Genomic DNA, 22,477 nt, shown 5'->3' on the forward strand with positions numbered 1-22,477 from the left:
GATGAGCCGCATGTACAGACACAGCGTGTTCCGGTCCGCGACCGCGCTGCTCGTGCTCGCGATCGCGGCGCAACCGGCGCTGTCGGCCTGCGATGGTTCCACGCGGAAACCCTCGGTGGCCAAGCACAGCGCTCCCCCGACACCGGTCGGGCTCTCCATCACCCCGACCGCAGGCGACGCCGGGTCGCCGATCAGCGCCGAAATCGGGCTGAAGGTCAACGACGGCAAGATCACCAACGTGGCACTCACCGACGCGGCCGGTCAGGCCGTGGCCGGCGAGCCACGGGCCGACGGCAGTTCCTGGGTGCCGGCCGCCGCCCTGCACTACGGCGCCTCCTACACCGTCAAGGTGACCGCCGTCGGGGCTGACGGCAAGCCGGTGACGAAGACGTCGACCTTCACCACGGCGGCCAAGCCGACCGGCCCGGCGATCAATTCCGACCTGATGCTCACCAACGGCGGGACGTACGGCGTCGGGATGCCGATCGTCGTCGACTTCGGCAGCGACGTGCCGCCCGAATCCCGCGCGGCCGTGCAACAGCGGCTCTTCGTGACCAGCGATCCGCCGCAGCCCGGGGCGTGGCGCTGGTTCAGCGGGCACGAGGTGATGTACCGCCCGCAGAACTACTGGCAGCCGGGCACGAAGATCACCGCGCGTAAGGCCCTCAACGGCGTGCCCATCGGCAACGGCCACACCGACGAGGACCTCACCGCCTCCATCACGATCGGCCGCAAGCTCACCGTCGACATCGACGACAGCACGAAGCAGATGACCGTGTTCCAGAACGACCAGCCGATCCGCACTATTCCGGTGAGCCTGGGCAAGCCGTCCACGCCCTCGTCCAGCGGCACCACGGTGGTCATGTCGCGGGAGCCCTCGACGGTGTTCCGCACGCCGGAGTACACCGCCGCGGTCCAGTACGCGATGCGCCTCACCTGGGGCGGGCAGTACATCCACGCCGCCCCTTGGTCGGTCGGCGACCAGGGCGTGCGCGACGTCTCGCACGGCTGCACCAACGTCTCCACCGACAACGGCCGGTGGCTCTACGAGTCGCTGCTGGTCGGCGACCCGGTGGTCACGCGCAACACGGGCGCGCCGCTCGACGCGGGCGACGGCTGGACGGCCTGGGACATGTCCTGGGCCGACTACACGAAGGCATAGACCGACAGGACTACACAGCGAGGGAGGGGTACACATGGAGGTCATCCGCGCGCCGAGCACCAGCCGGCCCGCGCCGCAGCAGCGCTACTCCGGCGTGGCCTGGATCGGTCGCGACGTCGTCGCGATGGAGCCGTCCCGCCTGGCGACGTTCCACGCCCAGTTCAACCCGGGCGCCCGCACGGCGTGGCACCGCTGCCCGTACGGCCGGGTCCTGCACGTCCTGCACGGCGTGGGCCGGGTCCAGCGCCGCGGCGGCCCGGTCCACGAGGTGCGGGCCGGCGACACGATCGTGGTGGAGGCCGGCGAGTGGCACTGGCACGGCGCCGGCCCGGCGACCTTCGTGGCCGTGGTGTCCACCCACGAGACCGACCCGGACGGCACCGGCACGGAGTGGGGCGAGCAGGTCACCGATGCCGAGTACGCCCGCCCGCCGCAGTCCATGGCGGTCCGCCTGCCCGAAGCCGACCGCCTCCCGGACCGGGAGGCCTGCTGGTGACCGAGAGCCCCGTCGCGACCGCGCGGCGGGGCTCTTTCGCATACGCAGCGACGCCGATTTAACATATCAACCCTATCTGTGAAGTAGGATATATTCCATGTTGGTACGGTCGCGAGCCTCCTCACGCCCGCAGCGACGCCGCACGGCCAGCGTCGGATCGCTCCTGCGCGTCGTGCTGGAGCACGGCCCGCTGCCCCGCAGCACGATGGCGCGCCTCACGGGCCTGTCGCCGGCGTCGGTGACCGGCCACGCCGCCGAGCTGCTGTCGCTCGGCCTGCTGACCGAGCTGTCCGAGGCCACGGCCACGAACGGGATGGGACGGCCGTTCCTCCCGGTCGACCTGGACACCTCGGTGGGCATCGTCGCCGGCATCCACTACGCCATTCCGCACGCCACCGTCGCGGTGCTCGACATCCGCGGGCGCGTGCTGGCCGAGCGCATGATCCCGCACGGCAACGCCGGCGCGGAGCGCATCATCGAGCGCAGCGCCGACGCGCTGGCGCGCCTGCTGCACGAGCATCCGCACGGCGACCGGCTGCTGGGCATCGGGATCGCGACCGGCGGCTGGGTCGACCGCGATCACGGCACGATCGTCGAGCACCCCATGCTCGGCTGGCGCCAGGTTCCGGTCGCCGCCATCTTCGCCCGCCGGTTCGGGGTGCCGGCGCTGGTCGACTCGCACTCCCGGGCGCTGGTGCGCGCCGAGCAGCTGTTCGGCCATCCCCGCTCGCGGGAGAGCGTGCTCGCGGTCTTCATCGGCAACGTCGTCGACGCCGCGTTCGCGCTCGGCGAGCAGGTCAACCACGGGCCCCGCTTCCAGGCCGGCAGCATCGCGCACCTGCCCGTCGCCGGCAGCACCGAGCCGTGCTCGTGCGGCCGCACCGGCTGCCTGCAGGCGACCGTGTCGGAGCGCCGCCTGGTGCGCCACGCGCACCAGGCGGGGCTGATCGGCGAACGGTCGATCTTCGAGCTCGTCGACGTCGCGGCCGCGGGCGACCCGGCCGCCCACGAGCTCTTCCGCTGGCGGGCCGAGGTGGTCGGACGGGCCATCGCGCCGATCGCGGACCTGCTGAACCCCGAGCTGGTACTGCTGGTCGAGCCCGGCCTGGCCCGGCTGCCCGACTGCCTGGCGACCCTGCGTGAGCAGGTCGCCAGGCACAGCGCGACGGTCGCCGACCCCGACCGGACCGTGATGATGTCCAGCTTCATGCACGCGCCGCTGGCGATGGCCGGCGGCGCGGTCATGCTCGACGCCCTCTACACCGATCCGTTCACCGTGATGGCGTTCGACGAGGCCTCCTGACCGGACGGCTCAGCAGGTGCGGCCGAGACCTCGTACCGGCTCGCCGGGCGCGCCAGCCCGTAGTGCTCGCGCAGCGTGGCGCCCTCGTACTCGGTGCGGAACAGGCCGCGCTCGCGCAGGATCGGCACGACCTGGTCGACGAAGGTCTCCAGCCCCGACGGCAGGGCCGCGCCCATCACGTTGAAGCCGTCGGCCGCGCCGTTGTCGAACCATTCCTGCAGCACGTCGGCGGCCTGCTCCGGGGTACCGATGAAGGTCCAGTGACCGCGGCCGCCGCCCAGCCGTCCGATGAGCTGGCGCACGGTCAGTCGCTCGCGCCGCGCCAGGTTCACGATCAGGCTGGACCGGCTCTGCGCGCCCTCGATCGAGGCGCTGTCCGGGATGTCGTCCGGCAGCTGCTCGTCCAGGACCAGCCGGGCGACCGGCACCTCCAGGATCTCCGAGAGCTGCCCGAGCCCGAACTCCGGCACGATCAGGTCCTCGAGATCCTGGGCCAGCCGCAGCGCCTCCGCCTCGGTCGAGCCGAGGATCGGCACGATGCCCGGGAGGATCTTCACCGCGGCCGGATCCCGGCCCAACGCGGCCGCCCGCGCCTTCAGATCCGCGTAGAACCGCTGGGCGTCGGCGATCGTCTGCTGCGCGGTGAAGACCGCGTCGGCGTAACGGGCGGCGAAGTCCTTGCCGTCGTGCGAGGAGCCGGCCTGCACGAGCAGCGGATGGCCCTGCGGCGGGCGCGGCACGTTCAGCGCGCCCTCGACCTTGTAGTAGTCGCCGCGGTGGCCGATGGCGTGCACCTTGGCCGGGTCGACGTAGCGGCCGCGGGCCTTGTCGGCCAGCCGGGCGTCGTCGTCCCAGGAGTCCCACAGCTTGCGGGAGACCTCCACGAACTCGGTCGCCCGGCGGTACCGGTCGAGGTGGTCCGGGCGGTCGCCGAGGCCGAAGTTGCGCGCTGCGTCCCGCCCGGCGGTGGTGACGATGTTCCAGCCCGCGCGGCCGCCGCTGACGTGGTCCAGGGAGGCGAAGCGGCGGGCCAGGTTGTACGGCTCGTTGTACGTCGTCGAGGCGGTGGCGATCAGCCCGATCCGGCTCGTCGCGGCCGCAAGGAGCGTCAGCAGGATCGTGGGCTCCAGCTGGCCGGCCGGGCGGAACTCGATGCCCTGCCACAGCGCGGGCCCGTCGGCCAGGAACAGCGAGTCGAGCTTGCCGCGCTCGGCGATCCGGGCCAGGCGGATCCAGTGCTGCACGTCGACGTCCGCGTAGGGGTCGCTCTCGGGCAGCCGCCACGCCGCCTCGTGATGCCCCGAGCTCATCAGGAACGCGTTGAGATGCAGTTTGCGGTCGGTCACGGTCGCCACCTCAGTACCTTCGACTCGATGAACAGCAGCAGGTAGTTGAACGCGACGCCGATGATCGACACGGTGAGGATGCCGGCGTACATCTCGGGGATCTGGAAGTTGAACTGCGCAGAGATGATCATGTAGCCGAGCCCGGCCTTCGCCCCCACGTACTCGGTGGTGATCAGCACGAGCATGGAGGCCGCGCCGGCGAGCCGGATGCCGGTGAAGATCGTCGGCAGCGCCGCCGGGACGATCACCTTGGTGAAGAGCTTGATGTGCGGCAGCCCGAGCGAGCGGGCCGACTTGATCAGCAGCGGGTCGACGTCGCGGGCGCCGCTGATCGTGTTGTACAGCACCGGCCAGAAGCAGGCGTAGGCGATGATCGCGATCTTCGACGTGTCGCCGATGCCGAGGATCAGGGTGAAGACGGGCAGCAGGGCCACCGCCGCCGTGTTGAGGAAGATGGCCAGCAGCGGCGAGAGGACCCCGGCCACCGCGCGGTACCAGGCGATGAGCAGCCCCAGCGGCACCGCGATCGAGATGGCGATCGCGAAGCCGGCCAGCGAGCGGTGCAGGCTCGCCCAGATGTTGGTCCACAGGTCGCCGCCGACCGCGAGCCCCCACCAGGTGTCCAGCACCTCGCTCAGCGGCGACAGGAACGCCCGGTCGACCCAGCCGACCGCCGGCGCGATCTGCCACAGCGCGAGGAAGGCGGCGATGGCGACGATCCGCCGCACGCCGGAGCCGAGCAGGCGCGCCGCGCGCCACGACGCTCGCGTTTTCGCCGGGAGGCCGGGTGTGCCGCCGGCCGGCGTCCCCGCGCGGCCGGCCGGCTGGTCGATGACCGCGATCGTGGTCTCAGACACCGGCGGCCACCGCCTTGCCCGCCACGTAGCCCGAACCCTGCGTCTCGAAGGCCTTGCGCACCTCGTCGTGCAGCAGCTCCCAGATCTCGCGGCGGTAGCGGACGAACTCCGGCGTCGAGCGGGGGTCGCCGCCGTCGCTGTCCGGCAGCTCGATGTCCACGATGCGCTTGATCCGTCCCGGCCGCGCGGTCATCACCGCGACCCGCTGGCCCAGGTACACCGCCTCTTCGATGCTGTGCGTGATGAACAGCACCGTGGTGCCGGTGCGCCGCCAGATCGACAGCAGGTCCTCCTGCAGCGCCTCCCGTGTCTGCGCGTCCAGCGCCGCGTAGGGCTCGTCCATCAGCAGGACCTCGGGCTCGTACGCCAGGCTGCGGGCGATGGCCACCCGCTGGCGCATGCCGCCGGAGAGCTCGTGCGGGTACCGGTCGGCGAAGGCCGTCAGCCCGACGAGCGCCAGCATCTCCCGGGCCCGCTCGGCCCGCCGCCGGCGGGGCACGCCCTTGACCTCGAGGCCGAACTCGACGTTGGCCTGCGCGGTCCGCCACGGGAACAGGGCGTACTGCTGGAAGACCACGCCGCGGTCGAGGCCGGGGCCGGTGATGGGCTGCCCGCCGATGGTCAGCTCGCCGGAGGTCGGGCTGGTCAGCCCGGCGATCAGGTCCAGCAGCGTGGACTTGCCGCACCCGCTCGGGCCGACCAGCGCGAGGAACTCCCCGGCGGTGATGTCGAGGCTGATGTTCTCCAAGGCCGTCAGCGCGCCCGAGTTGCGGGCGGGGAACGTCTTGGTGATGTTCCTGATCCGGATCTTGGTGCTCACTTCGGCGCCCCGGAAGGCAGCGCGGGCGAGGTGGCGTTCGGGTTGAACTCGTTGGTGTAGAGGTCCGAGGACTTCGGGGCCTGCTTCACCGACCCGGTGGTGAGCAGCCAGTCCTGCCACAGCGCGAAGTCGCCGTCGACGATGTAGCCGTAGTGCGACGGCACGCCGACGCTCTGCCAGTACTTCAGCGACGCCGTCGACTCGTTGGTCCGCGCCCGCGTCTCGACGATCTTCGTGAAGGTGGCGACGACCTCGTCGCGCGGCGTCGTGCGCTCCCACTCGATCGCCTTGCCGACGCCGTCGACGAAGGCGCGCACCGCCGCCGGGTTCTTCTTGATGAAGTCGTTGCGGAACACGTACTGCCCACCGTTGACCGGCCCGTACAGGTCCTTGTGGGTGAACAGCGTCCGCACCCCGCCGGCCGCCTCGGCCCGCTGCCGGAACTGCCCGGAGAGCGCGACCGCGTCGATCTGGCCCTTGCGCAGCGCGTCCTCGGCGTTCGGCGGCGGCAGCGTCACCAGCTCGACCTTCTTGATGTCGGCCGGGGACAGCCCGGCCTTGTGCAGCACGTTGAAGATGTCGGCCTCGTTCTGGCCGCCGAGGGTGTTCACGCCGACCTTCTTGCCGACCAGTTCCCTGGGCTCCTTGAGCGGGCTGCCGTCCAGCACGTAGTACCCGGTGAACTCCTTGGCGTCGCTGCCGTAGTAGTTGATCACCGCCTTGATGCCGGCGCCGGAGCTGACGAGCTTCTCCACAGCGCCGCCGAAGGCGCCCCCGAACTCGGTCTCGCCGGTGGCCGCGGACTGGATGTCCTGGGGTCCGCTGATGGTGTTGCCGACCCACTTGAGCTTGATCTTGCCGTCGAAGTAGCCGAGGTGCTCGGCCACCTCCGGCAGCGTGACCTGGTTGGCCCAGCCCTGGTACCGCAGGGTGGTGACGCCCGACGCGTCGGGCTCGCTGCCGCTGGCCTTGGCCGAGCCGCACGCCGACAGCGCGGCCGCCGCCACGACGGCGAGGACCGCCAGCGCCCCTGCCGCGGGCCGGCCCTGTTCGTTTCGCAGACTCATCTTCCCTGTTCTCATATTCATGGCCTGTTCGTTCCTGGCCGTCACGCGGCGTTCGGGACAGAGATGGCCGGCGTGTAGTGCGAAGCGTCGCCGGAAATGGAGTAGCTCGCCTTGCCGTGCACGCCGACCGGGATTTCGCCGGCGACCGTGACGCGATTCAGGCGGCGCGGAAGATCGTCGTAGTTGTCGATCGCATAATGCTGGGTGATGCGGTTGTCGAAGACGACGAGCTCATTGAGCGACCACCGCCACCGCAGCACGTTCTCGGGCCGCGTGACATACGACTGCAGCAACCGCAGAATGTCGCGCGACTCGGTGTTGGAAAGCCCGACGATCCGGCTCGCGAAACCGCCGATGAACAGCCCCCGCTCGCCGGTGAGCGGATGCACGCGCACGACGGGGTGCACCGTCTCGTAGCCGATGGAGGTGAACTGCGTCCGGCGCTCCCGCGCGCTCTCGTCCAGCGACTCGGGCGGCACCGCGTAGTCGTAGTCGTAGTCGTTGGTGTGCACCGCCCACAGCGTCTCGGCGAACGCGCGCAGCGGCTCCGGGAGGTCCCGGTAGGCCGCGGCCGCGTTGGCGATCAGCGTCTCGCCGCCGTACGGCGGCAGCACGATGCTGCGCAGCGTGCTGACCTGCGGCGGGCTGACCACGAAGGTGACGTCGGTGTGCCAGTGGTTCGCCCGGCCTCGCTCGCTGTCGACCGGCAGCACGTTGGGCGCGCCCGGCTCCGACGGCACCGTCGGGTGGGCGGTCGTGAGCTCGCCGAAGTAGCGGGCGAAGCGCTCCTGGCCGGCGTCGTCGAGGTCGACGTCGGGGAATACGAGCGCCTTGTGCTCGTTCAGCGCGGCGCGGATCGCGGCGACGGTTTCCCCGTCCAGCTCGTCGCCGATGTTCACGCCGCGGATTTCGGCCCCGATACGGGCGGTGACCTTACGGACGGAAAGTGCGGTGAGGCTGCCTGCTGTCATCGCGATTTCTCCTCGGATCTACCTTCGGGCACGCGAACGGCATCGTCGCGGCCCGCATGCGGCCGTACGATCGTGAAGATGGCGCGGTAAGACCGGAAATCACCGCACCGGAGAAGCAGCGTCGATCAACGACACTGCATGGACACCGACAACATGTTGTCGATGACGCGTCGCCTCGTGAAGGCGATGTGTCGGGGCGAGAAGAGTCGCCCGGGTCCGGTCATGCATCGATCGTCGCCGTGCGCCGATATGCATGTCAACTTTCCACGGAACTAAATTAAGTCGATTTCCCGGGCAGGGCGCGGTCCGCCGGCTCCGGAGCGCGAGGCCCGCCGGCGATGTCCGGGCCCTGCCGTGGCTACGCGGCGGGGCCCTTGCGCGGCCGGGACACGTGGCGGCGGTAGTCGCTCACCGTGGGATCGCCCGTGAGCCAGAAGCGCCACGGGATGTCATGGGCCCCGGTCACGCCGACGCGGGGGCCGGCGGAGATGTCGCCCGGCGGGGTGGTGGGCTCGGTCAGGAGGCCGTCGAGGAGGTACGTCCCGTAGAAGTCGCGCTCGATGCCCAGCGCGCTGCACAGGCGGGCCGGTCCGCGGGCCAGTTCGGCGTCCGAGCGGGCGGCCGGGCGGCGGGCGCGGGCCGTCTCCAGGCCGTCGACCACCTCGCCGGCCCGCAGCAGCACGGCCGACGCGGTGCCCTCGGTGCCGGTGACCACGTTCATGCAGTAGTGCATGCCGTAGGTGAAGTAGACGTACGCGTAACCGGCCGGGCCGAACATGATGGCGTTGCGCGGGGTGCGGCCGCGGTGGGCGTGCGAGGCCGGGTCCTCGCCGGTGCCCGAGTACGCCTCCACCTCGGTCAGCCGCACGGTCACCCCGCCCACCGTCAGGCGGCTGCCCAGCAGCGCGACCGCCGCCTTGCCCACCGGTCCGGCCAGCGCCTCGACCAGGCTCACGCCGCCACCTCCGCTGTGCTCCGGACCGCTTCGCGCCGCCACCTCCGCTTCGCTGCGGCGTCGGCGCGAACGAACACTGTGCTGATCGTTCGCGGCCCCTCCGCTGCGCTCCGGACCGCTCATTGCGCCGCCTCCCCTTCGCTGCGGACCGCTCATGGCCGGATCAACCCGATGCGGCGGACGAGGTCCTCGACCGCGCGGTGCAGCGGCGGCATGGGGAAGCCCGGGACGAACTGGCGCATCACCACGGCGCCGTGCAGCGAGGTCCAGAGGGTGGTGGCGTCGGCGAACGGGTCGGCGCTGGCCGACCGGCCCGCCTTCACGCACTCGGTCAGCGAGTCGACCATGACCATGAACGCGTCGAGCCGGCGCCGCCAGACCTCGGGCAGGCCGGCGATGTCGGCGGGCGAGTCCATGCTCGGGCGGTCGGGCCGCTGGCGGCCGAAGAGAATGCGGTACTGCGCCGGGTCCTGCATCCCGAACCGCGCGTAGGCCTGGCAGCCCGCCAGGAGCCGCTCCACCGGGTCGTCGATCCCGTCGGCCGCGTCGAGCACCAGCACGCGCAGCCGCTCGAAGCCGATGTCGAGCACGGCCCCCAGGATCGCGTCGCGGTCGGCGAAGTGGCCGTAGATCGACGGGGCCGAGATGCCGGCCTCGCGGGCGACCGAGCGCAGGGTCAGCGCCTCCTCGTTGCCCTCGCGCTCCAGCAGCCGCTCGGCCGCGGCCACGATCTCGTCGCGCAGCAGGGCGCCCTCGCCGCGCCGGTTACGGGTGCGGCCACCCCCGGGGGCGGGGGTGGCCGATCCGTCCTGTTCCGCCTTCATGACCTTCATCATGCCGTCTGCAGCACCGGCTCCGCCGCCTGGACCTCGGCCCCGGGCGCCGACGGCGCCGCCGCGCGGGCCGGGCGGACCACCAGCACGGCCACCGCCATCAGCAGGGCGATCCCCGCCGCGATGAGGGCGCCGCGGTCCATCGCGTCGGTGAAGGCCCGGTCCGCCACCGCGATCACGTGCTGCGCCGCCGGGGCCGGGAGGGTGGCCGCCACGCCGTGGGCCGTCGGCAGGTCGGTGCCGGCCGGACCCAGGCCGGTACCGACGCCGGAACGGTAGGCGGAGGAGACCACCGTGCCGAGGACCGCGATCCCGAACACGCCGCCGAGCTCCCGGATCACGCTGTTGAGCGCGCTGGCCATCGAGGCGAACCGGGGCGGGACCGAGCCGGAGATCTGCAGGCTGGCCGGGGCCATCATCATGCCCATGCCGAAGCCGATGACCGCGGTGCCGGCGGCGATCTGCCAGAAGGCCGTGTGCACGCCGGTCGTGGCGAGGCCGAGCAGGCCGGCGGCGGCCAGGAACAGGCCCAGCGCCAGGGTGCCGCGCACGCCGAGCCGGCGGGCGATGAGCGGCGAGGTGGCCGAGGTGAGCGCCATGGCCGCGGCGAACGGCATGGCACCCAGGCCGGCCACGAGCGGGCTGTAGCCGTGGACCAGCTGCAGGTACTGCGACAGCTCGAACAGCGTCCCGAAGAGCACGAAGAACACCACGGCCAGGGAGAGCGCGGCGACGGCGAAGGTGCGGTTGGTGAAGAGCTCCAGCCGCACCAGCGGCGAGGCGGCCCGGCGCTGCCACGCGACGAACCCGGCTACCAGCACGGCGGCCAGCGCGAACTCGGCCAGCGTCACCCGGTCGGCCCAGCCCCGCGACGGCGCCTGGATGACCGCGTCGACGAGCGCGGCGACAGCCGCGGTGGACAGCAGCGCGCCGAGGATGTCGAGCCTGCCTCCGCGCACCGCCGGGACGGACGGGACGAGGGCGAACACGGCGCCGATGGCGAACGCGACCAGCGGCACGTTGATCCAGAAGGCGCTGCTCCACGAGAAGCGCTCGAGCAGGGCGCCGCCGGTGACCGGGCCGATGAGCACGCCGATGCCGGCCGCGGCCGACCAGGCGCCGAAGGCCTTCGGGCGCTCGGCCGGCGGGAAGATCCGGGTGATGATCGCCAGCGTGGCCGGCATGACGAACGCCGCGCCCAGCCCCATGACCGCCCGCCAGGCGATGAGCTGCCCGGGCGAGCCGGACAGGGCCGCGACCGCCGAGCCGCCGCCGAACACGACCAGGCCGCCGAGCAGCGCGTTGCGCGAGCCGAGCCGGGCGCCGAGGGTGCCGGCCAGGATCAGCGCCGAGGCGAAGACGAGGGTGTACGCGTCGGTGATCCACTGCAGGTCGGAGGTGCCCGCCCGCAGCGCGTGGGCCAGCGACGGCAGCGCGGTGTTCAGCACGGAGTTGTCGAGGGTGACGGCGACGAGCGTAAGGCTGAGCACCGCGAGAGCGGCCCAGCGGCGCGGGTGCTCGTACTCGGACTCGGACATGGCACAGGCTCCTTACGGGCGTTTGTTTACGCCCGTAAGGTTATAGCCGTCAGCTAACGCTTGTAAAGTTAATCCACTCTGTCGCCGTCGTCACAGCGTCGAGGACCTCCCGGATCGGCGTGACCCCGATGCCAGGGCCGGTCGGCACGGCCACGTGGCCGCCGTCGAGAGTGAATGGCTCGGTGATGTCCTGGGCGTAGTAGCGGTCGGAGGCGGAGGTGTCGCCGGGCAGCGTGAAGCCCGGCAGGGCGGCCAGGGCGAGGTTGGCCGCGCGGCCGAGGCCGGTCTCCAGCATCCCGCCGGCCCAGACCGCCACCCCGTTGGCCGCGCAGACGTCGTGGATGCGGCGGGCCTCGAGGTACCCGCCGACCCGCCCGGGCTTGATGTTGACGATCCGGCAGGCGCCCAGCGCGATCGCGTCGGCCGCCGCCCGCGCGTTGACGATCGACTCGTCCAGGCAGATCGGCGTGCGCAGCAGCCCGGCCAGGCGGGCGTGGCCGCGCAGGTCGTCCTCCGGCAGCGGCTGCTCGATGAGCAGCAGGTCGAACGGGTCGAGGCGGGCCAGCCGGTCGGCGTCGGCGAGCGTGTACGCGGTGTTGGCGTCGACCTGCAGCAGCACGCCGTCGCCGAAGCGCTCGCGCACGGCCCGCACCGGCTCGACGTCCCAGCCCGGCTCGATCTTGAGCTTGATCCGCAGGTAGCCGGCGGCGAGGTACCCCTCGACGGCCTCCAGCAGGGCGGGAACGGAGTCCATGATGCCGACCGAGACGCCGGCCGGCACCGTGTCGCGCACCGCGCCCAGGAAGTCGCCCAGCGGCAGCCCGGCCGCGCGCAGGTGCGCGTCGAGCACGGCCGTCTGCACCGCCGCCTTGGCCATCGGATGGCCCTTGAGCGGCTCGAACAGGCGCTCCAGCGCGTAGACGCTGCCGGTGCAACGGCGCAGGAGCGGCACGAGGTACCGCCGGATGAACGCCTCGGCGCCGTCGACGTACTCGGCGGAGTAGAACGGCCCGCTCAGCGCCACGCACTCGCCCCAGCCCTCGGCCTCGGCCGTGACCGCGCGCACGAGCAGCACGTCGCGGGTGTGCTCGGTGCCGAAGGAGGTGCGAAACGGCGCCACCAGCGGCATGGCGATCCGCCGCAGCTCCAGGCCCTGCAGTCGCATGTCACTCATCCCGTCGCCTCCGCAACGCTGCGGCACCGGCCTGAGCCAACCCTGTGCCGATTGTTCGAGGCCCCTCCGCAACGCTGCGGACCGCTCATCGTCCGGCCTCCAGCAGGTAGTGCCCGTCGCGGGTGATGCCGGCGATGCGCAGGCCCGCGGCCAGGCGGCCCATGAGCGCGTCGCGCACGGCGTGGCGCCAGCGCAGCGCCGCCGCCGGGTCGCCGCGGCGCAGCTCCTCGACGTCGACCGGCACGGCCACGGTCAGCGCCGCCGCGGCCGGGTCCGGCTCGTGCAGCAGCGGCTCGCCGTCCTCGGCGCGGGACACCAGCGGCGCGGCGTCGCTCGTGTCGACGTCGGCGCAGGCCCCGCGGGCCAGCTCGCCGACCCGCGGGCTGTCCAGCCGCCACACGACGAGCACCCGGTCGGTCAGGTCGCCGGTGTTGATGCCGTCGGTCATCCGGCCGTAGAACTCCGGCAGGTAGGCGGCCGCGTCGGCGCCGAGCTTCTGCAGGTTGAAGTACGCGTTGCGGCCGATGAGCGGGTCGTAGGTCCAGTGCACCTCGGGCACCCCGCGGGCCAGGGTCCAGGCCCGCTGGTGCAGCTTCAGGGCGCGCCCGACGCCCTGGCCGTGGCCGCCGCGCTCGACGCCGGCCAGGTGGGAGTGCAGGTGCTCGCCCGCCTCGTCGCGGCCGAAGAAGGCGACGACCGCGCCGACCAGGACCCCGGCGCGGTAGGCGCCGGCGACGTAGTTGCCCGAGTGGACGTACGTCCGCAGCATCGACGGCGACGCGATCTCCGCGGGGTGCCCGGCCCGCCACACCCGCTGCAGCAGCGCCGAGCACTCCTCGAGCTCGACGGCCGAGGACAGCTCGACCACCTTGACCCCGATGCGCTCGGCGGCGGCCGAGGCGTCGGCTAAGGCCGTCACGGCTCCCGCCCGATCCGCGCCGCGAGCGCCCCGACCAGGGCCGCCCGCTCCGGCAGGCTGGACAACTCGATCCACTCCCCCTCCGCGTGTGCATTGCCGCCGATCGCGCCGAGCCCGTCGAGGGTCCGCACGCCGACTCCGGCGGTGAGATTGCCGTCCGAGCCGCCGCCGACCGCCTCCCCGGTCGCGGGGGCGCCGGTCAGCTCCTCGCAGAGCCGCTGCGCGAGCGCGAACAGCTCGGCCGACGCGCTCTCGGGCAGCGCCGGGCGGGCCGGGCCGCGCTCGATGTCGACCCGCGCGCCGGGCAGCACCGGGGCCAGCCCGCGCAGGGCGGCGTCGACCCGGTCCAGCTCCGCCTGGTCGAACGAGCGCACGTCGACGCTGAGCCGCGCGGCGGCCGGCACGGTGTTGCTCGTCGTCCCGGCGACCGAGTCGGTCGGGGTGACCGTCGTGCTACGCCCGGGGTCGCCCAGCGCCGCGATGCGCAGCACCTGGTGGGCCAGCTCCACGCCGGCGTTGATGCCACCGTGCGGGGCGTTGCCGGCGTGCGAGGCGCGGCCGGTGACCCGCACCGTGTAGTGCGCGATGCCCTTGCGGGCGGTCTTGAGCCGGCCGTGCGCGCTGCCCTCCAGCACCAGCGCGCCGGCCGCGCCGCGGGCGGTGTCCTCGATGAGCGCGGTCGAGGTCGGCGAGCCGAGCTCCTCGTCGGCGTTGATCAGCACCGTGACGCCGTCGAGGTCGCCGATCGCGGCGAGGGCGTGGAAGAGCACGACCAGGCCGCCCTTCATGTCGACCACGCCGGGGCCGGTGGCCCGGTCGCCGTCGATCGCGAACGGCCAGCGGGCCAGCGTGCCGAGCGGCCAGACCGTGTCGTAGTGCCCGATGAGCACGACCCGGGCCGGCGTTTCCCCGAAGCGCCAGCGCAGGTGCGGCCGGTCGCCCACCACGATCCGCTCCGGCGCGGCGCCGAGGCTGCGGGTGCCGAGGGCGGCCACCACATCGGCGCAGCGGGCCAGCGCGTGCACGTCGGAGGACGGGGACTCGACCGCGACCAGTTCGGCGAGGTCGTCGTACATCTGCGGGGCCGCCGCCGCCAGCTCGGCCCGTAAGGTGCGAAGCGCCGTCATCCCCTCACGGTAGTCGGCGGGCCGGGCGAGCCGGACGGGAGCTTCGCGCGCACGGTGGCGGCCTGCGCGGGATCGAGCTCGTCGAGGATGTCGAGGCTGTGCCGCCACGCCTCGGCCGCGGCGGCGGCGTCACCGATAGCGGCGTGCGCGTCGCCCAGGTGGCACAGCACGCAGGCCTGGCCGGAGCGGTCGCCCAGCTCGCGGTAGGCGCGCAGGGCGTGGCCGTAGCAGGCGACCGCCTGGCGCGGGTCGCCCAGCCGGTGATGGGCGTAGCCGACGGCGTCCCACGTGCCGGCCTCGCCGTGGCGGTCGCCGGCCTCGCGGTTCTCCACCAGCGCGTCGCCGCAGCGCCGCAGCGCGTCCGCGTAGTCGCCGAGCTGCCCCATGATCCAGCCGGTGGCGTTGAGGGCGCGGGCCCGCCAGAGCTTGTCGCCGAGCCGCTCGAAGAGCTCCAGGGCCTGCTCGCTGTGGCTCAGGGCCTCGCGGTACTTGCGCTGGGCGTGCTGCAGCCAGGCCAGGTGGTAGTGCGCGCGGGCCAGCCCGGGGGCGTCGTCGAGCTGCTCGAACAGGCACAGCGCCGTCCACAGGTACTGGTGGGCCTCGTCGAAGCGGCCGATGCGGGCGTAGACCTGGCCCAGCTCGCAGGACGCCGCGCCCTGCCCGGGCCGGTCGCCCAGCCGGCGCAGCGCCCTCAGCGCCGCCTCCTGGATGCTCACCAGCTCCTGCCACTGCCCGCGCCAGTCCAGGAACGTGGTCATGGCCGCGGCCAGCCGCCAGGTGTGCTCGTCCAGCCCGCGCCCGGCGGCCAGGCCCACCGCGGCCAGCAGCGCGCGGTGCTCGTCGGCGAACCAGGCCTGGGCCTGCTCCCGCGGCGGGGCCGGCACCGCGATCGCCGGGTGCCGGGCCGCCCGCGGCGCCGGGTCCCGGGCCGGGTCGAGCTGCTGCGCGGCCGCCTGGGCGGTGGCGAGGTAGTGCTCGAGCAGGCGGTGCACGGCGGCGGCCCGGACGGCCTCGCCGTCGGTCGTCTCGGCCAGCTCGGTGGCGTAGGCGCGCAGCAGGTCGTGGAAGGTGTACCGCCCGGGCCGCTGCTCCATCACCAGCCCGGCCCGGTCCAGCTCGGCCAGGCCGGCCCGGGCGGCCGCGGTGGTCACGCCGGCGAGCGCGGCGACGGCGTCGATGCCGAGGTCGGCCCCCGGCCCGAGGCTCATCCGGCGCAGCACCTCGGCCGCGGCCGGGCTCAGCGAGCGGTACGACCACGAGAACACGGCCCGCGCGTCGGAGGCCGGGTCGCTGCCGGCGATCGCGTCCAGCGTCGAGCGGCGCACGCCGAGCTCGTCGGCCAGCGCCGACAGCGGCAGCTCCGGCCGGGTGGCGGCGCGCCCGGCGACCACCGCCAGGGCCAGCGGCAGCCGCGCGCAGCAGGTCACGATCCGCTCGACGGCGGCCGGCTCGGCCGCCACCCGGCGCGCCCCGAGCCGGCTCACCAGCAGGTCGCGGGCCTCGGCGTCGGTGAGCAGGTCGACCGGCACGGGCACCGCGCCCTCGATCGCCACCAGCGAGGTCAGCGGGTCGCGGCTGGTGACCACGACCAGGCAGCCGGGCGCGGCCGGCAGCAGCGGGCGGACCTGCTCGGCGTCGCGGGCGTTGTCCAGCAGGATCAGCACCCGCTTGCCGGCCAGCTGGCTGCGCAGCAGGCCGGACAGGCCGGCCAGGTCGGCCGGGACACGCTCGGACGGCACGCCGAGGGCGTCGAGGAAGCCGCGCACCGCGTCGGCCGGCGGCATCGGCCGGTCGCCCGGGTCGAAGCCGCGCAGGTTCACGTAGAGCTGGCCGTCGGGGAACCGGTCGGCCACCCGGTGCGCCCAGTACACCGCGAGCGCCGACTTGCCGACCCCGGCCGTGCCGGACACCACCGCGACGAAGACGGCCGCGCCGGGCGGGGCCCACCCGGCCGGCAGCAGCGCGTCGAGCCGGGCCAGCTGCCCGGCCCGCCCGGCGAACGTGCGCACGGCCAGCGGGATCTGGGCCGGCACGGTGCCCGCCGGCGCCCGCGGCTCCCGCTCGGGGGCCAGGCGCACGGGGGCGGCCGGCGGGTCGAGCCCGGCGTCCTGGCGCAGCATCGCCGACTCCAGCTCGCGCAGCGCCGCGCCCGGCTCGATCCCCAGGTCGTCGCGCAGCGTGCGACGCAGCCGCTGGAAGGCGGCCAGCGCGTCGGCCTGGCGGCCCATGCGGTACAGCGCGAGCATGAGCTGCCCGTGCAGCTGCTCGTCGAACGGGTGCTCCCGGGTCAGCTGCGCCAGCTCCGGCAGCAGCGCGGCGTGCTGCCCGAGCCCGAGCCGGGCCTGCAGCAGCGCGCGCTTGCCCTGCAGCCACAGCTGCCCGAGCCGCTGCGCCTGCTCCTCCAGCCAGGTCACGCCGATCGCGTCGGCCATCGGCTCCCCGCGCCAGAGGTCCAGTGCCCGCTGCAGGTCGCGGGCCCGGTTGCCGTCGTCGCGGTCCTGCAGCCCGGCGCTGATCAGCCGCTCGGCCACCGCGACGTCGGTCCCCTCGGCGCCGACGTCGAGCACGTACCCGGGCGGCCGCAAGCGCACCACGCCCTTGTCCGACAGCGTGCGGCGCAGGTAGGAAAGGTGGCTCTGCAGCGCGTTGACCGCATTGGGCGGCGGCGCCCCGTCCCAGACCAGATCGACCAGGCGCCCGGTGCTCACGACCTCCCCGGCGTGCAGCCCGAGCACGGCGAGCACGGCCTTACGCCGCAGCCCCTGCACGGGCCGCGTCTCGCCGCCGACCACCACGTCGATCGGACCGAGAAGCCGCACTCGCACCGTGGCCGCCCCCCAACGGTCGATCGAGAGCAACCTATAGCGATTGCACATCAGCCAGCCAAGGCCGAAACGATACCTCGCGATGGAGCACTTGTAAGTCGGGTTCTCACCAGCGATGGCGCGGGTTGATCGCGTTGTTTACGTTGAACGCATGGCGCAGCAGGCGAAGTACGACCGGCGGGACCAGTTCGATCAGATCCAGTCGGGGCTGTTGCCGGGCGAGACCATCATCGCCGTCTACGACGCGGTCGGGGTCGGGACCGGGTTCATCGGGCTCACCGACAGGCGGGTCATCCTGCAGGACCGGTCGTTCGTCGGCAAGCGGGTGGCGATCACCTCGGTCCCGTACGGCAAGATCACCGCGGTCTCGGTGGTGAGCAACAAGTCGTGGGCCGGCAGCTTCTTCAGCAGCGGCACGGTGGCCGTCCACGTGGGCACGCACACCTACGAGATCGACGTGCGCGGGGTCGAGAAGACCCAGCACATCCACAACGTGATCCTGCACTACGCGGGCCATTAGCGGCCCACCGGCGGGCATCGTCAAGGGCAGGCGCAGCCGGGGCTGAGCCCCGGCCACGCCGGTCGGACGGGCCGACTACAGTCGGTAGAAGTCGGTGTAGTGGTTCGGCGAGTACCAGGTGACCCCGGTGCTGCGGTTGATGATGATGCGCTTCGCGTCGCGCGCCGCGCCCTTGTTGCGGGGGATCACGTCGTACTCGTAGTAGGTCGCGCCGGCGGGCAACTCGCCCTCGTTGTTGTAGTACTGGCCGCCGGCGAAGTTGTACTTGCCGGACGGCCACGCGTACCAGTTGCGCGTGGTCGGGAAGCCCAGGCTGCTCCAGCCCGAGCGGGCGGTGCGCGCGTCGGCGCACCCGGAGATGGTGCACGAGGAGTAGACCGAGGCGTTGGCGGCGGTTGCCGGGGCGACGAGCAGCCCGGTCAGCAGCACGACGGCGACGGCGAGACGGCTCAGCAAGCGAGTCATGCAGCCATCGTCGACGATAAATATCGACGTGCGGAAGACTACTCGTGAACGGGGACCGCCGCGATATGTAACGCCACCACGGGCAGCTCACGCGGGTCGACGCTCCACTCGGCCGCGATCCGGAACACGTCGCGCTCGTCGACCAGGGCCTCCTCGTCGCTGACGAAGACGTCCGGGCCGTGCGCCCGCGCCCAGCGGTGCATCACGAGGCTGCGGTCGGTGGCGAAATACTGCACCTCGGCCCCCAGCCGCATCGACAGCGCCGCGATGCCCTTCCAGCCGAACAGCCACTTGCCGGCCACGAGGGTCCACTTCTCCAGCGCCACCACGACCACCCGGTCGCCGGTGAAGTGCGCCAGGTCAAGCCCCGTGCGCGGCTCGACCGATCCCAGGTCACGCAGCTCCAGCGCGTCCATCACCAACCGCGGCTCGGCCGCCACGGCCAGCCACGCCATCTTGGGCCCCCACCCGAACATGCCTCGACCCTACCTGCTTGACACGGGAGGTTCGTCGGTTGCATGGTTACTTACATGACTAATGAACCAACCAACCGGGCGCGCTGATGGACGACGGGCGGCCGATCTTCCTCCAGATCGCGGAGCGGATCGAGAACTCGATCATCGAGGGCGGCCTGCCGGAGGACACGCAGGTCCCGTCGACGAACGAGCTGGCCGCCTTCCACCGCATCAACCCCGCCACCGCGGCGAAGGGCGTCAACCATCTCGTCGACGACGGAATCCTCTACAAGAAGCGAGGCATCGGCATGTTCGTCTCCCCCGGCGCCCAGGCCAAGCTCCGGCAGCGCCGGCGCGACCAGTTCGCCGAGCAGTACCTGCAGCCGCTGCTGGCCGAGGCGGCCAAGCTCGGCATCCGCACCACCGAGTTGATGGCCATGATCGAGCGCCACGAGGAGACCCGATGACCACCCCGATCGTGCGGGCCGAGGCCGTGACCAAGCGCTTCGGCGGCGTCACGGCGCTGGACGGCGTGACGTTCGAGCTGCGGCGGGGCGGCATCTACGGCCTGCTCGGGCGCAACGGCGCCGGCAAGACCACCCTCATGCAGGTGCTGACCGGCCAGCAGCTCCCGTCGGCCGGCCGCGTCGAGGTCTTCGGCGGCGACCCGTACGAGAACGAGCGGGTGCTCGGGCAGGTCGCATGCATCAAGGAGAGCCAGCGGTACCCCGACACCTTCCGCGTCCGCGACGCGCTCACCGCCGGCCGGATGCTGTTCCCGCACTGGGACGAGGCGTTCGCCCGCGCCCTCGTGGACGACTTCGCACTGCCCGCCAAGCGGCAGATCAAGAAGCTCTCCCGGGGCATGCTCTCGGCCCTGGGCGTGGTCCTGGGCCTGGCCTCGCGCGCCCCGCTGACCTTCTTCGACGAGCCCTACCTGGGCCTGGACGCCGTCGCCCGGCAGCTCTTCTACGACCGCCTGCTGGCCGACTACGCCGAGTTCCCCCGCACGGTGGTGCTCTCCACGCACCTCATCGACGAGGTCAGCGACCTGATCGAGCACGTGCTGCTCATCGAGCGCGGCCGCCTGGTGCTCGACGAGAGCGCCGACGCGCTGCGCGGCCAGGTGGTGACGCTGACGGGCCCGGCCGGCGCGGTCGACGCCCTGGCCGTCAACGCCGACGAGCTGCACCGCGAGCGACTCGGCGGCCTGATCCGGGCCACCATCCGCGGCCGGGTCGAGCCCGGCGAGGCCCGCGCGGCCGGCGTCGAGCTGCAACCGGTGTCGCTGCAGCAGCTGGTCGTGCGCATCACCACCGCCAACACGAAGGAGCACGCGGCATGAACCGAATCGTGGCGATCGCGCGCCTACAGGCCCTGGGCCGCCGCGACGCCGTCCTGTGGCCGGTGGGCATCCTGACGATCGCGATCTGCACCAACCTGGTCGTCTTCGCGAGCATCTCCGACAGCGTCCAGGACCAGCCCGTGACCGGCGCCCTGGCCAGCATCTACATCGCCACCATGGCCTTCGGCGCCGTCGCGGTGACCCAGCACCTGCCCTTCGCGCTCGGCCTGAGCGTGACCCGCCGCGAGTTCACCGCCGGCCTGGCCCTCTTCGTCACCGCGCAGACCATTGCCTATGCGGTACTGCTGGTGCTCCTGCAGTCCATCGAGGACGCCACCGGCGGCTGGGGCCTGCGCCTGCGCATGTTCGGCCTGGGCTTCCTCGACGACTACTCCCCGCCGGTGCAGTTCGCCATGTACGCCTCGCCGCTGCTGTTCATGGCCGTCCTCGGCGCCGCGTTCGGCACCCTCTACGCCCGCTGGCGCGTCAACGGCGTGCTGACCGGCGTGGCGGCGGCCATCGTGCTGCCGGGCGGCGCCGCGGCCCTCATCGGTTACCTCCATCGCTGGCCCGACGTCGCCCACTGGTTCGCCCGCACCGGCCCGGTGGCGCTGCTCGCCGGCTGGCCCCTGCTGCTGGCCCTCCTGCTGGGCGGCGCCTCCTACCTGGGGCTGCGCCGCGCCACTCCCTGAGCCGACGAGCCCGGCACCTCGGGGCCGCCCAGAACGGACCTGCGCGATCTCGCGCAGGTCCGCATGGTCCCGGGCCCCGAGCCGCTCAGTCCCGCGGAATCACCTGCTCGGCCGACCAGTCGCGCCACCGGTCCAGCTTGTCCGCGGCGGTGGCGAGCTGGTCGGAGACCGGGCCGGGGCCGGTGGAGCCGGGCGTGGTCCGGGCGGCCAGCGCCCCGGGCACCGAGAAGACCTCCCGGACCGCGGGGGTCAGGTGCGGGCTCACCGCGGCCAGGTCCTCGTCCGACACCTCGTCCAGGCCGATCTCGCGGGCGGCGCAGATCACGACGAGCTTGCCGGTGATCTCGTGCGCCTCGCGGAACGGCACGCCCTGCCGGACCAGCCACTCGGCGACCTCGGTGGCCAGGGTGTACCCGACCGGGGCCTGCGCGGCCAGCCGGTCGACCCGCACGGTCATGGTCGAGATCATCCCGGCCAGGGCGGGCAGGACCAGCTCCAGGGTGTCGACGGCGTCGAAGACGGGTTCCTTGTCCTCCTGCAGGTCCCGGTCGTACGCGAGCGCCAGGCCCTTGAGCATCGTGAGCACACCGGTGAGGTGCCCGACCAGCCGGCCCGACTTGCCGCGGGCCAGCTCGGCGATGTCCGGGTTCTTCTTCTGCGGCATGATCGAGGAGCCGGTGGCGAAGGCGTCGTCCAGCTGCACCCAGCCGAAGGCCGGCGTGGTCCACAGCACGACCTCCTCGCCGAGGCGGGACAGGTGCACGCCGGTCAGCGCGGCCACGAAGAGGAACTCGGCGACGAAGTCCCGGTCGGCGACCGCGTCGATCGAGTTGGCCGCGGCGGTGGCGAAGCCGAGCTCCTTGGCCACCTGGGTCGGGTCCAGCGGCAGCGACGAGCCGGCGAGGGCCCCGGCGCCGAGCGGGCTGACCGACGCCCGGGCGTCCCAGTCGCGCAGCCGGTCGAGGTCGCGCAGCAGCGCCTGGACGTGGGCCAGCAGCTGGTGGCCGAAGGCGATGGGCTGGGCCGGCTGCAGGTGGGTGAAGCCGGGGGCCGGGGTGTCGACGTGCCGGGCGGCCTGCTCCATGAGCGCGTCGGCCAGCTCGACGATGCGCGAGGCGACGCCGCGGGCGTGGTCGCGCAGGTACAGCCGCAGGTCGGTGGCGACCTGGTCGTTGCGCGAGCGGCCGGCCCGCAGCTTGCCGCCGAGCGTGCCGAGGCGCTCCAGCAGGCCGCGCTCCAGGGCGGTGTGCACGTCCTCGTCGTCGACGCTCGGGCGGAACTCGCCGGCGGCGCAGGCGGACTCGAGGTCGTCGAGGGCGGCGAGCATCCGGCCGAGCTCGTCGGCGTCGAGCAGGCCGGCGCGGGCCAGGACGCGGGCGTGGGCGCGGGAGCCGGCGATGTCGTACGGCGCCAGGCGCCAGTCGAACTGCACGCTCACGGACAGCCGGGCGAGCGCCTCGGCGGGTCCGCCGGCGAACCGGCCGCCCCACAGGCGGGTCGGGGTCTCAGAAGCCACGCAACGATCCTTCCACAATGCGAACTACAAGATCACCGCGGCTCAGGGCCGTATCACAGGTGACTACAATGGGTGCCTAAAACATGAAATG

At 72.9% G+C, this 22,477-nt stretch carries 22 protein-coding genes; 7 read left to right on the forward strand and 15 right to left on the reverse strand.

From position 1 onward, the window contains the following. The first annotated feature begins 10 nt into the window (after positions 1-10). From AB0M46_RS24500 to AB0M46_RS24510, 3 genes are all read left to right on the forward strand, one after another. The gene (locus AB0M46_RS24500; protein ID WP_363339290.1) at positions 11-1,162 is read left to right on the forward strand and encodes an Ig-like domain-containing protein; all 1,152 of its coding nucleotides are present in this window, start codon (positions 11-13) and stop codon (positions 1,160-1,162) included. 34 nt (positions 1,163-1,196) lie between these two features. After that, entirely contained in the window at positions 1,197-1,658 is a 462-nt protein-coding gene (locus tag AB0M46_RS24505; protein WP_363339291.1) for a cupin domain-containing protein, read from the forward strand. Between the two features lie 97 nt (positions 1,659-1,755). Further along, positions 1,756-2,961 (forward strand): ROK family protein, encoded by a 1,206-nt coding sequence (locus tag AB0M46_RS24510; RefSeq protein WP_363339292.1) that lies wholly within the window; start codon positions 1,756-1,758, stop codon positions 2,959-2,961. On the opposite strand, the gene AB0M46_RS24515 is transcribed toward AB0M46_RS24510, so the two are convergent. The 12 genes from AB0M46_RS24515 to AB0M46_RS24570 form a co-directional block, all read right to left on the reverse strand. Then, positions 2,916-4,307, reverse strand: a complete 1,392-nt coding sequence (locus AB0M46_RS24515) for an LLM class flavin-dependent oxidoreductase (RefSeq protein WP_363339293.1) — start codon at positions 4,305-4,307, stop codon at positions 2,916-2,918. The genes AB0M46_RS24510 and AB0M46_RS24515 overlap by 46 nt on opposite strands. After that, positions 4,304-5,164, reverse strand: a complete 861-nt coding sequence (locus AB0M46_RS24520; protein WP_363339294.1) for an ABC transporter permease — start codon at positions 5,162-5,164, stop codon at positions 4,304-4,306. The genes AB0M46_RS24515 and AB0M46_RS24520 overlap by 4 nt, the downstream gene beginning before the upstream one ends. Beyond that, complete coding sequence (locus tag AB0M46_RS24525) at positions 5,157-5,984, reverse strand: ABC transporter ATP-binding protein (protein WP_363339295.1); 828 nt, start codon at positions 5,982-5,984, stop codon at positions 5,157-5,159. Before AB0M46_RS24525 ends, AB0M46_RS24520 begins: the two co-directional genes overlap by 8 nt. Then, the gene (locus AB0M46_RS24530; protein WP_363339296.1) at positions 5,981-7,051 is read right to left on the reverse strand and encodes an ABC transporter substrate-binding protein; all 1,071 of its coding nucleotides are present in this window, start codon (positions 7,049-7,051) and stop codon (positions 5,981-5,983) included. The genes AB0M46_RS24525 and AB0M46_RS24530 overlap by 4 nt, the downstream gene beginning before the upstream one ends. Positions 7,052-7,092: 41 nt before the next feature. After that, positions 7,093-8,022, reverse strand: a complete 930-nt coding sequence (locus tag AB0M46_RS24535; protein WP_363339297.1) for a TauD/TfdA family dioxygenase — start codon at positions 8,020-8,022, stop codon at positions 7,093-7,095. A gap of 358 nt (positions 8,023-8,380) precedes the next feature. Beyond that, the gene (locus AB0M46_RS24540) at positions 8,381-8,977 is read right to left on the reverse strand and encodes a DNA-3-methyladenine glycosylase (RefSeq protein ID WP_363339298.1); all 597 of its coding nucleotides are present in this window, start codon (positions 8,975-8,977) and stop codon (positions 8,381-8,383) included. Between the two features lie 152 nt (positions 8,978-9,129). Continuing rightward, positions 9,130-9,801, reverse strand: a complete 672-nt coding sequence (locus tag AB0M46_RS24545) for a TetR/AcrR family transcriptional regulator (RefSeq protein ID WP_363339299.1) — start codon at positions 9,799-9,801, stop codon at positions 9,130-9,132. 8 nt (positions 9,802-9,809) lie between these two features. Then, the gene (locus AB0M46_RS24550; protein WP_363339300.1) at positions 9,810-11,348 is read right to left on the reverse strand and encodes an MFS transporter; all 1,539 of its coding nucleotides are present in this window, start codon (positions 11,346-11,348) and stop codon (positions 9,810-9,812) included. 49 nt (positions 11,349-11,397) lie between these two features. Continuing rightward, entirely contained in the window at positions 11,398-12,513 is a 1,116-nt protein-coding gene (gene menC, locus AB0M46_RS24555; protein ID WP_363339389.1) for an o-succinylbenzoate synthase, read from the reverse strand. A 94-nt stretch (positions 12,514-12,607) separates the two neighbouring features. Beyond that, positions 12,608-13,441, reverse strand: a complete 834-nt coding sequence (locus AB0M46_RS24560; RefSeq protein ID WP_363339302.1) for a GNAT family N-acetyltransferase — start codon at positions 13,439-13,441, stop codon at positions 12,608-12,610. Beyond that, on the reverse strand, positions 13,438-14,568 hold the full coding sequence (locus AB0M46_RS24565) for a M20 family metallopeptidase (protein ID WP_363339304.1): 1,131 nt from the start codon (positions 14,566-14,568) through the stop codon (positions 13,438-13,440). The genes AB0M46_RS24560 and AB0M46_RS24565 overlap by 4 nt, the downstream gene beginning before the upstream one ends. Then, positions 14,565-17,387 carry a BTAD domain-containing putative transcriptional regulator gene (locus AB0M46_RS24570; RefSeq protein WP_363339306.1) on the reverse strand — a complete coding sequence of 941 codons (2,823 nt, stop codon included), beginning with the start codon at positions 17,385-17,387 and terminating at the stop codon, positions 14,565-14,567. Before AB0M46_RS24570 ends, AB0M46_RS24565 begins: the two co-directional genes overlap by 4 nt. Before the next feature lie 157 nt (positions 17,388-17,544). On the opposite strand from AB0M46_RS24570, the gene AB0M46_RS24575 reads away from it, so the two are divergent. Next, positions 17,545-17,913, forward strand: a complete 369-nt coding sequence (locus AB0M46_RS24575; protein WP_363339308.1) for a PH domain-containing protein — start codon at positions 17,545-17,547, stop codon at positions 17,911-17,913. A gap of 75 nt (positions 17,914-17,988) precedes the next feature. Here AB0M46_RS24575 and AB0M46_RS24580 read toward each other — a convergent pair whose 3' ends face one another. Continuing rightward, positions 17,989-18,378 carry a ribonuclease domain-containing protein gene (locus tag AB0M46_RS24580; protein ID WP_363339310.1) on the reverse strand — a complete coding sequence of 130 codons (390 nt, stop codon included), beginning with the start codon at positions 18,376-18,378 and terminating at the stop codon, positions 17,989-17,991. 38 nt (positions 18,379-18,416) lie between these two features. Beyond that, the gene (locus AB0M46_RS24585) at positions 18,417-18,854 is read right to left on the reverse strand and encodes a hypothetical protein (protein ID WP_363339313.1); all 438 of its coding nucleotides are present in this window, start codon (positions 18,852-18,854) and stop codon (positions 18,417-18,419) included. Positions 18,855-18,940: 86 nt separating this feature from the next. On the opposite strand from AB0M46_RS24585, the gene AB0M46_RS24590 reads away from it, so the two are divergent. Genes AB0M46_RS24590 through AB0M46_RS24600 form a run of 3 tightly spaced genes read left to right on the forward strand, consistent with a single transcriptional unit; the run spans position 18,941 to position 20,870 of the window. Beyond that, a complete protein-coding gene (locus AB0M46_RS24590) occupies positions 18,941-19,300 on the forward strand; it encodes a GntR family transcriptional regulator (protein WP_363339315.1) in 360 nt (119 codons plus the stop codon). Then, complete coding sequence (locus AB0M46_RS24595) at positions 19,297-20,178, forward strand: ABC transporter ATP-binding protein (protein WP_363339317.1); 882 nt, start codon at positions 19,297-19,299, stop codon at positions 20,176-20,178. The genes AB0M46_RS24590 and AB0M46_RS24595 overlap by 4 nt, the downstream gene beginning before the upstream one ends. Then, positions 20,175-20,870, forward strand: a complete 696-nt coding sequence (locus AB0M46_RS24600; RefSeq protein ID WP_363339319.1) for a hypothetical protein — start codon at positions 20,175-20,177, stop codon at positions 20,868-20,870. Before AB0M46_RS24595 ends, AB0M46_RS24600 begins: the two co-directional genes overlap by 4 nt. An 85-nt stretch (positions 20,871-20,955) precedes the next feature. Here AB0M46_RS24600 and argH read toward each other — a convergent pair whose 3' ends face one another. After that, entirely contained in the window at positions 20,956-22,386 is a 1,431-nt protein-coding gene (gene argH, locus AB0M46_RS24605) for an argininosuccinate lyase (RefSeq protein WP_363339321.1), read from the reverse strand. Positions 22,387-22,477 lie beyond the last annotated feature (91 nt).

Source organism: Dactylosporangium sp. NPDC051485, from assembly GCF_040682015.1.
Lineage (GTDB): Bacteria > Actinomycetota > Actinomycetes > Mycobacteriales > Micromonosporaceae > Dactylosporangium.

What these genes read in the sequence shown, in the direction of transcription:
- AB0M46_RS24500 (WP_363339290.1), top strand. Translation starts at nt 11, where the DNA reads ATGTACAGACACAGCGTGTTCCGGTCCGCGACCGCGCTGCTCGTGCTC.
- AB0M46_RS24505 (WP_363339291.1), top strand. Translation starts at nt 1,197, where the DNA reads ATGGAGGTCATCCGCGCGCCGAGCACCAGCCGGCCCGCGCCGCAGCAG.
- AB0M46_RS24510 (WP_363339292.1), top strand. Translation starts at nt 1,756, where the DNA reads ATGTTGGTACGGTCGCGAGCCTCCTCACGCCCGCAGCGACGCCGCACG.
- AB0M46_RS24530 (WP_363339296.1), bottom strand. Translation starts at nt 7,051, where the DNA reads ATGAGTCTGCGAAACGAACAGGGCCGGCCCGCGGCAGGGGCGCTGGCG.
- AB0M46_RS24535 (WP_363339297.1), bottom strand. Translation starts at nt 8,022, where the DNA reads ATGACAGCAGGCAGCCTCACCGCACTTTCCGTCCGTAAGGTCACCGCC.
- AB0M46_RS24545 (WP_363339299.1), bottom strand. Translation starts at nt 9,801, where the DNA reads ATGAAGGCGGAACAGGACGGATCGGCCACCCCCGCCCCCGGGGGTGGC.
- AB0M46_RS24550 (WP_363339300.1), bottom strand. Translation starts at nt 11,348, where the DNA reads ATGTCCGAGTCCGAGTACGAGCACCCGCGCCGCTGGGCCGCTCTCGCG.
- menC (WP_363339389.1), bottom strand. Translation starts at nt 12,513, where the DNA reads ATGCGACTGCAGGGCCTGGAGCTGCGGCGGATCGCCATGCCGCTGGTG.
- AB0M46_RS24565 (WP_363339304.1), bottom strand. Translation starts at nt 14,568, where the DNA reads ATGACGGCGCTTCGCACCTTACGGGCCGAGCTGGCGGCGGCGGCCCCG.
- AB0M46_RS24575 (WP_363339308.1), top strand. Translation starts at nt 17,545, where the DNA reads ATGGCGCAGCAGGCGAAGTACGACCGGCGGGACCAGTTCGATCAGATC.
- AB0M46_RS24580 (WP_363339310.1), bottom strand. Translation starts at nt 18,378, where the DNA reads ATGACTCGCTTGCTGAGCCGTCTCGCCGTCGCCGTCGTGCTGCTGACC.
- AB0M46_RS24585 (WP_363339313.1), bottom strand. Translation starts at nt 18,854, where the DNA reads ATGTTCGGGTGGGGGCCCAAGATGGCGTGGCTGGCCGTGGCGGCCGAG.
- AB0M46_RS24590 (WP_363339315.1), top strand. Translation starts at nt 18,941, where the DNA reads ATGGACGACGGGCGGCCGATCTTCCTCCAGATCGCGGAGCGGATCGAG.
- AB0M46_RS24595 (WP_363339317.1), top strand. Translation starts at nt 19,297, where the DNA reads ATGACCACCCCGATCGTGCGGGCCGAGGCCGTGACCAAGCGCTTCGGC.
- AB0M46_RS24600 (WP_363339319.1), top strand. Translation starts at nt 20,175, where the DNA reads ATGAACCGAATCGTGGCGATCGCGCGCCTACAGGCCCTGGGCCGCCGC.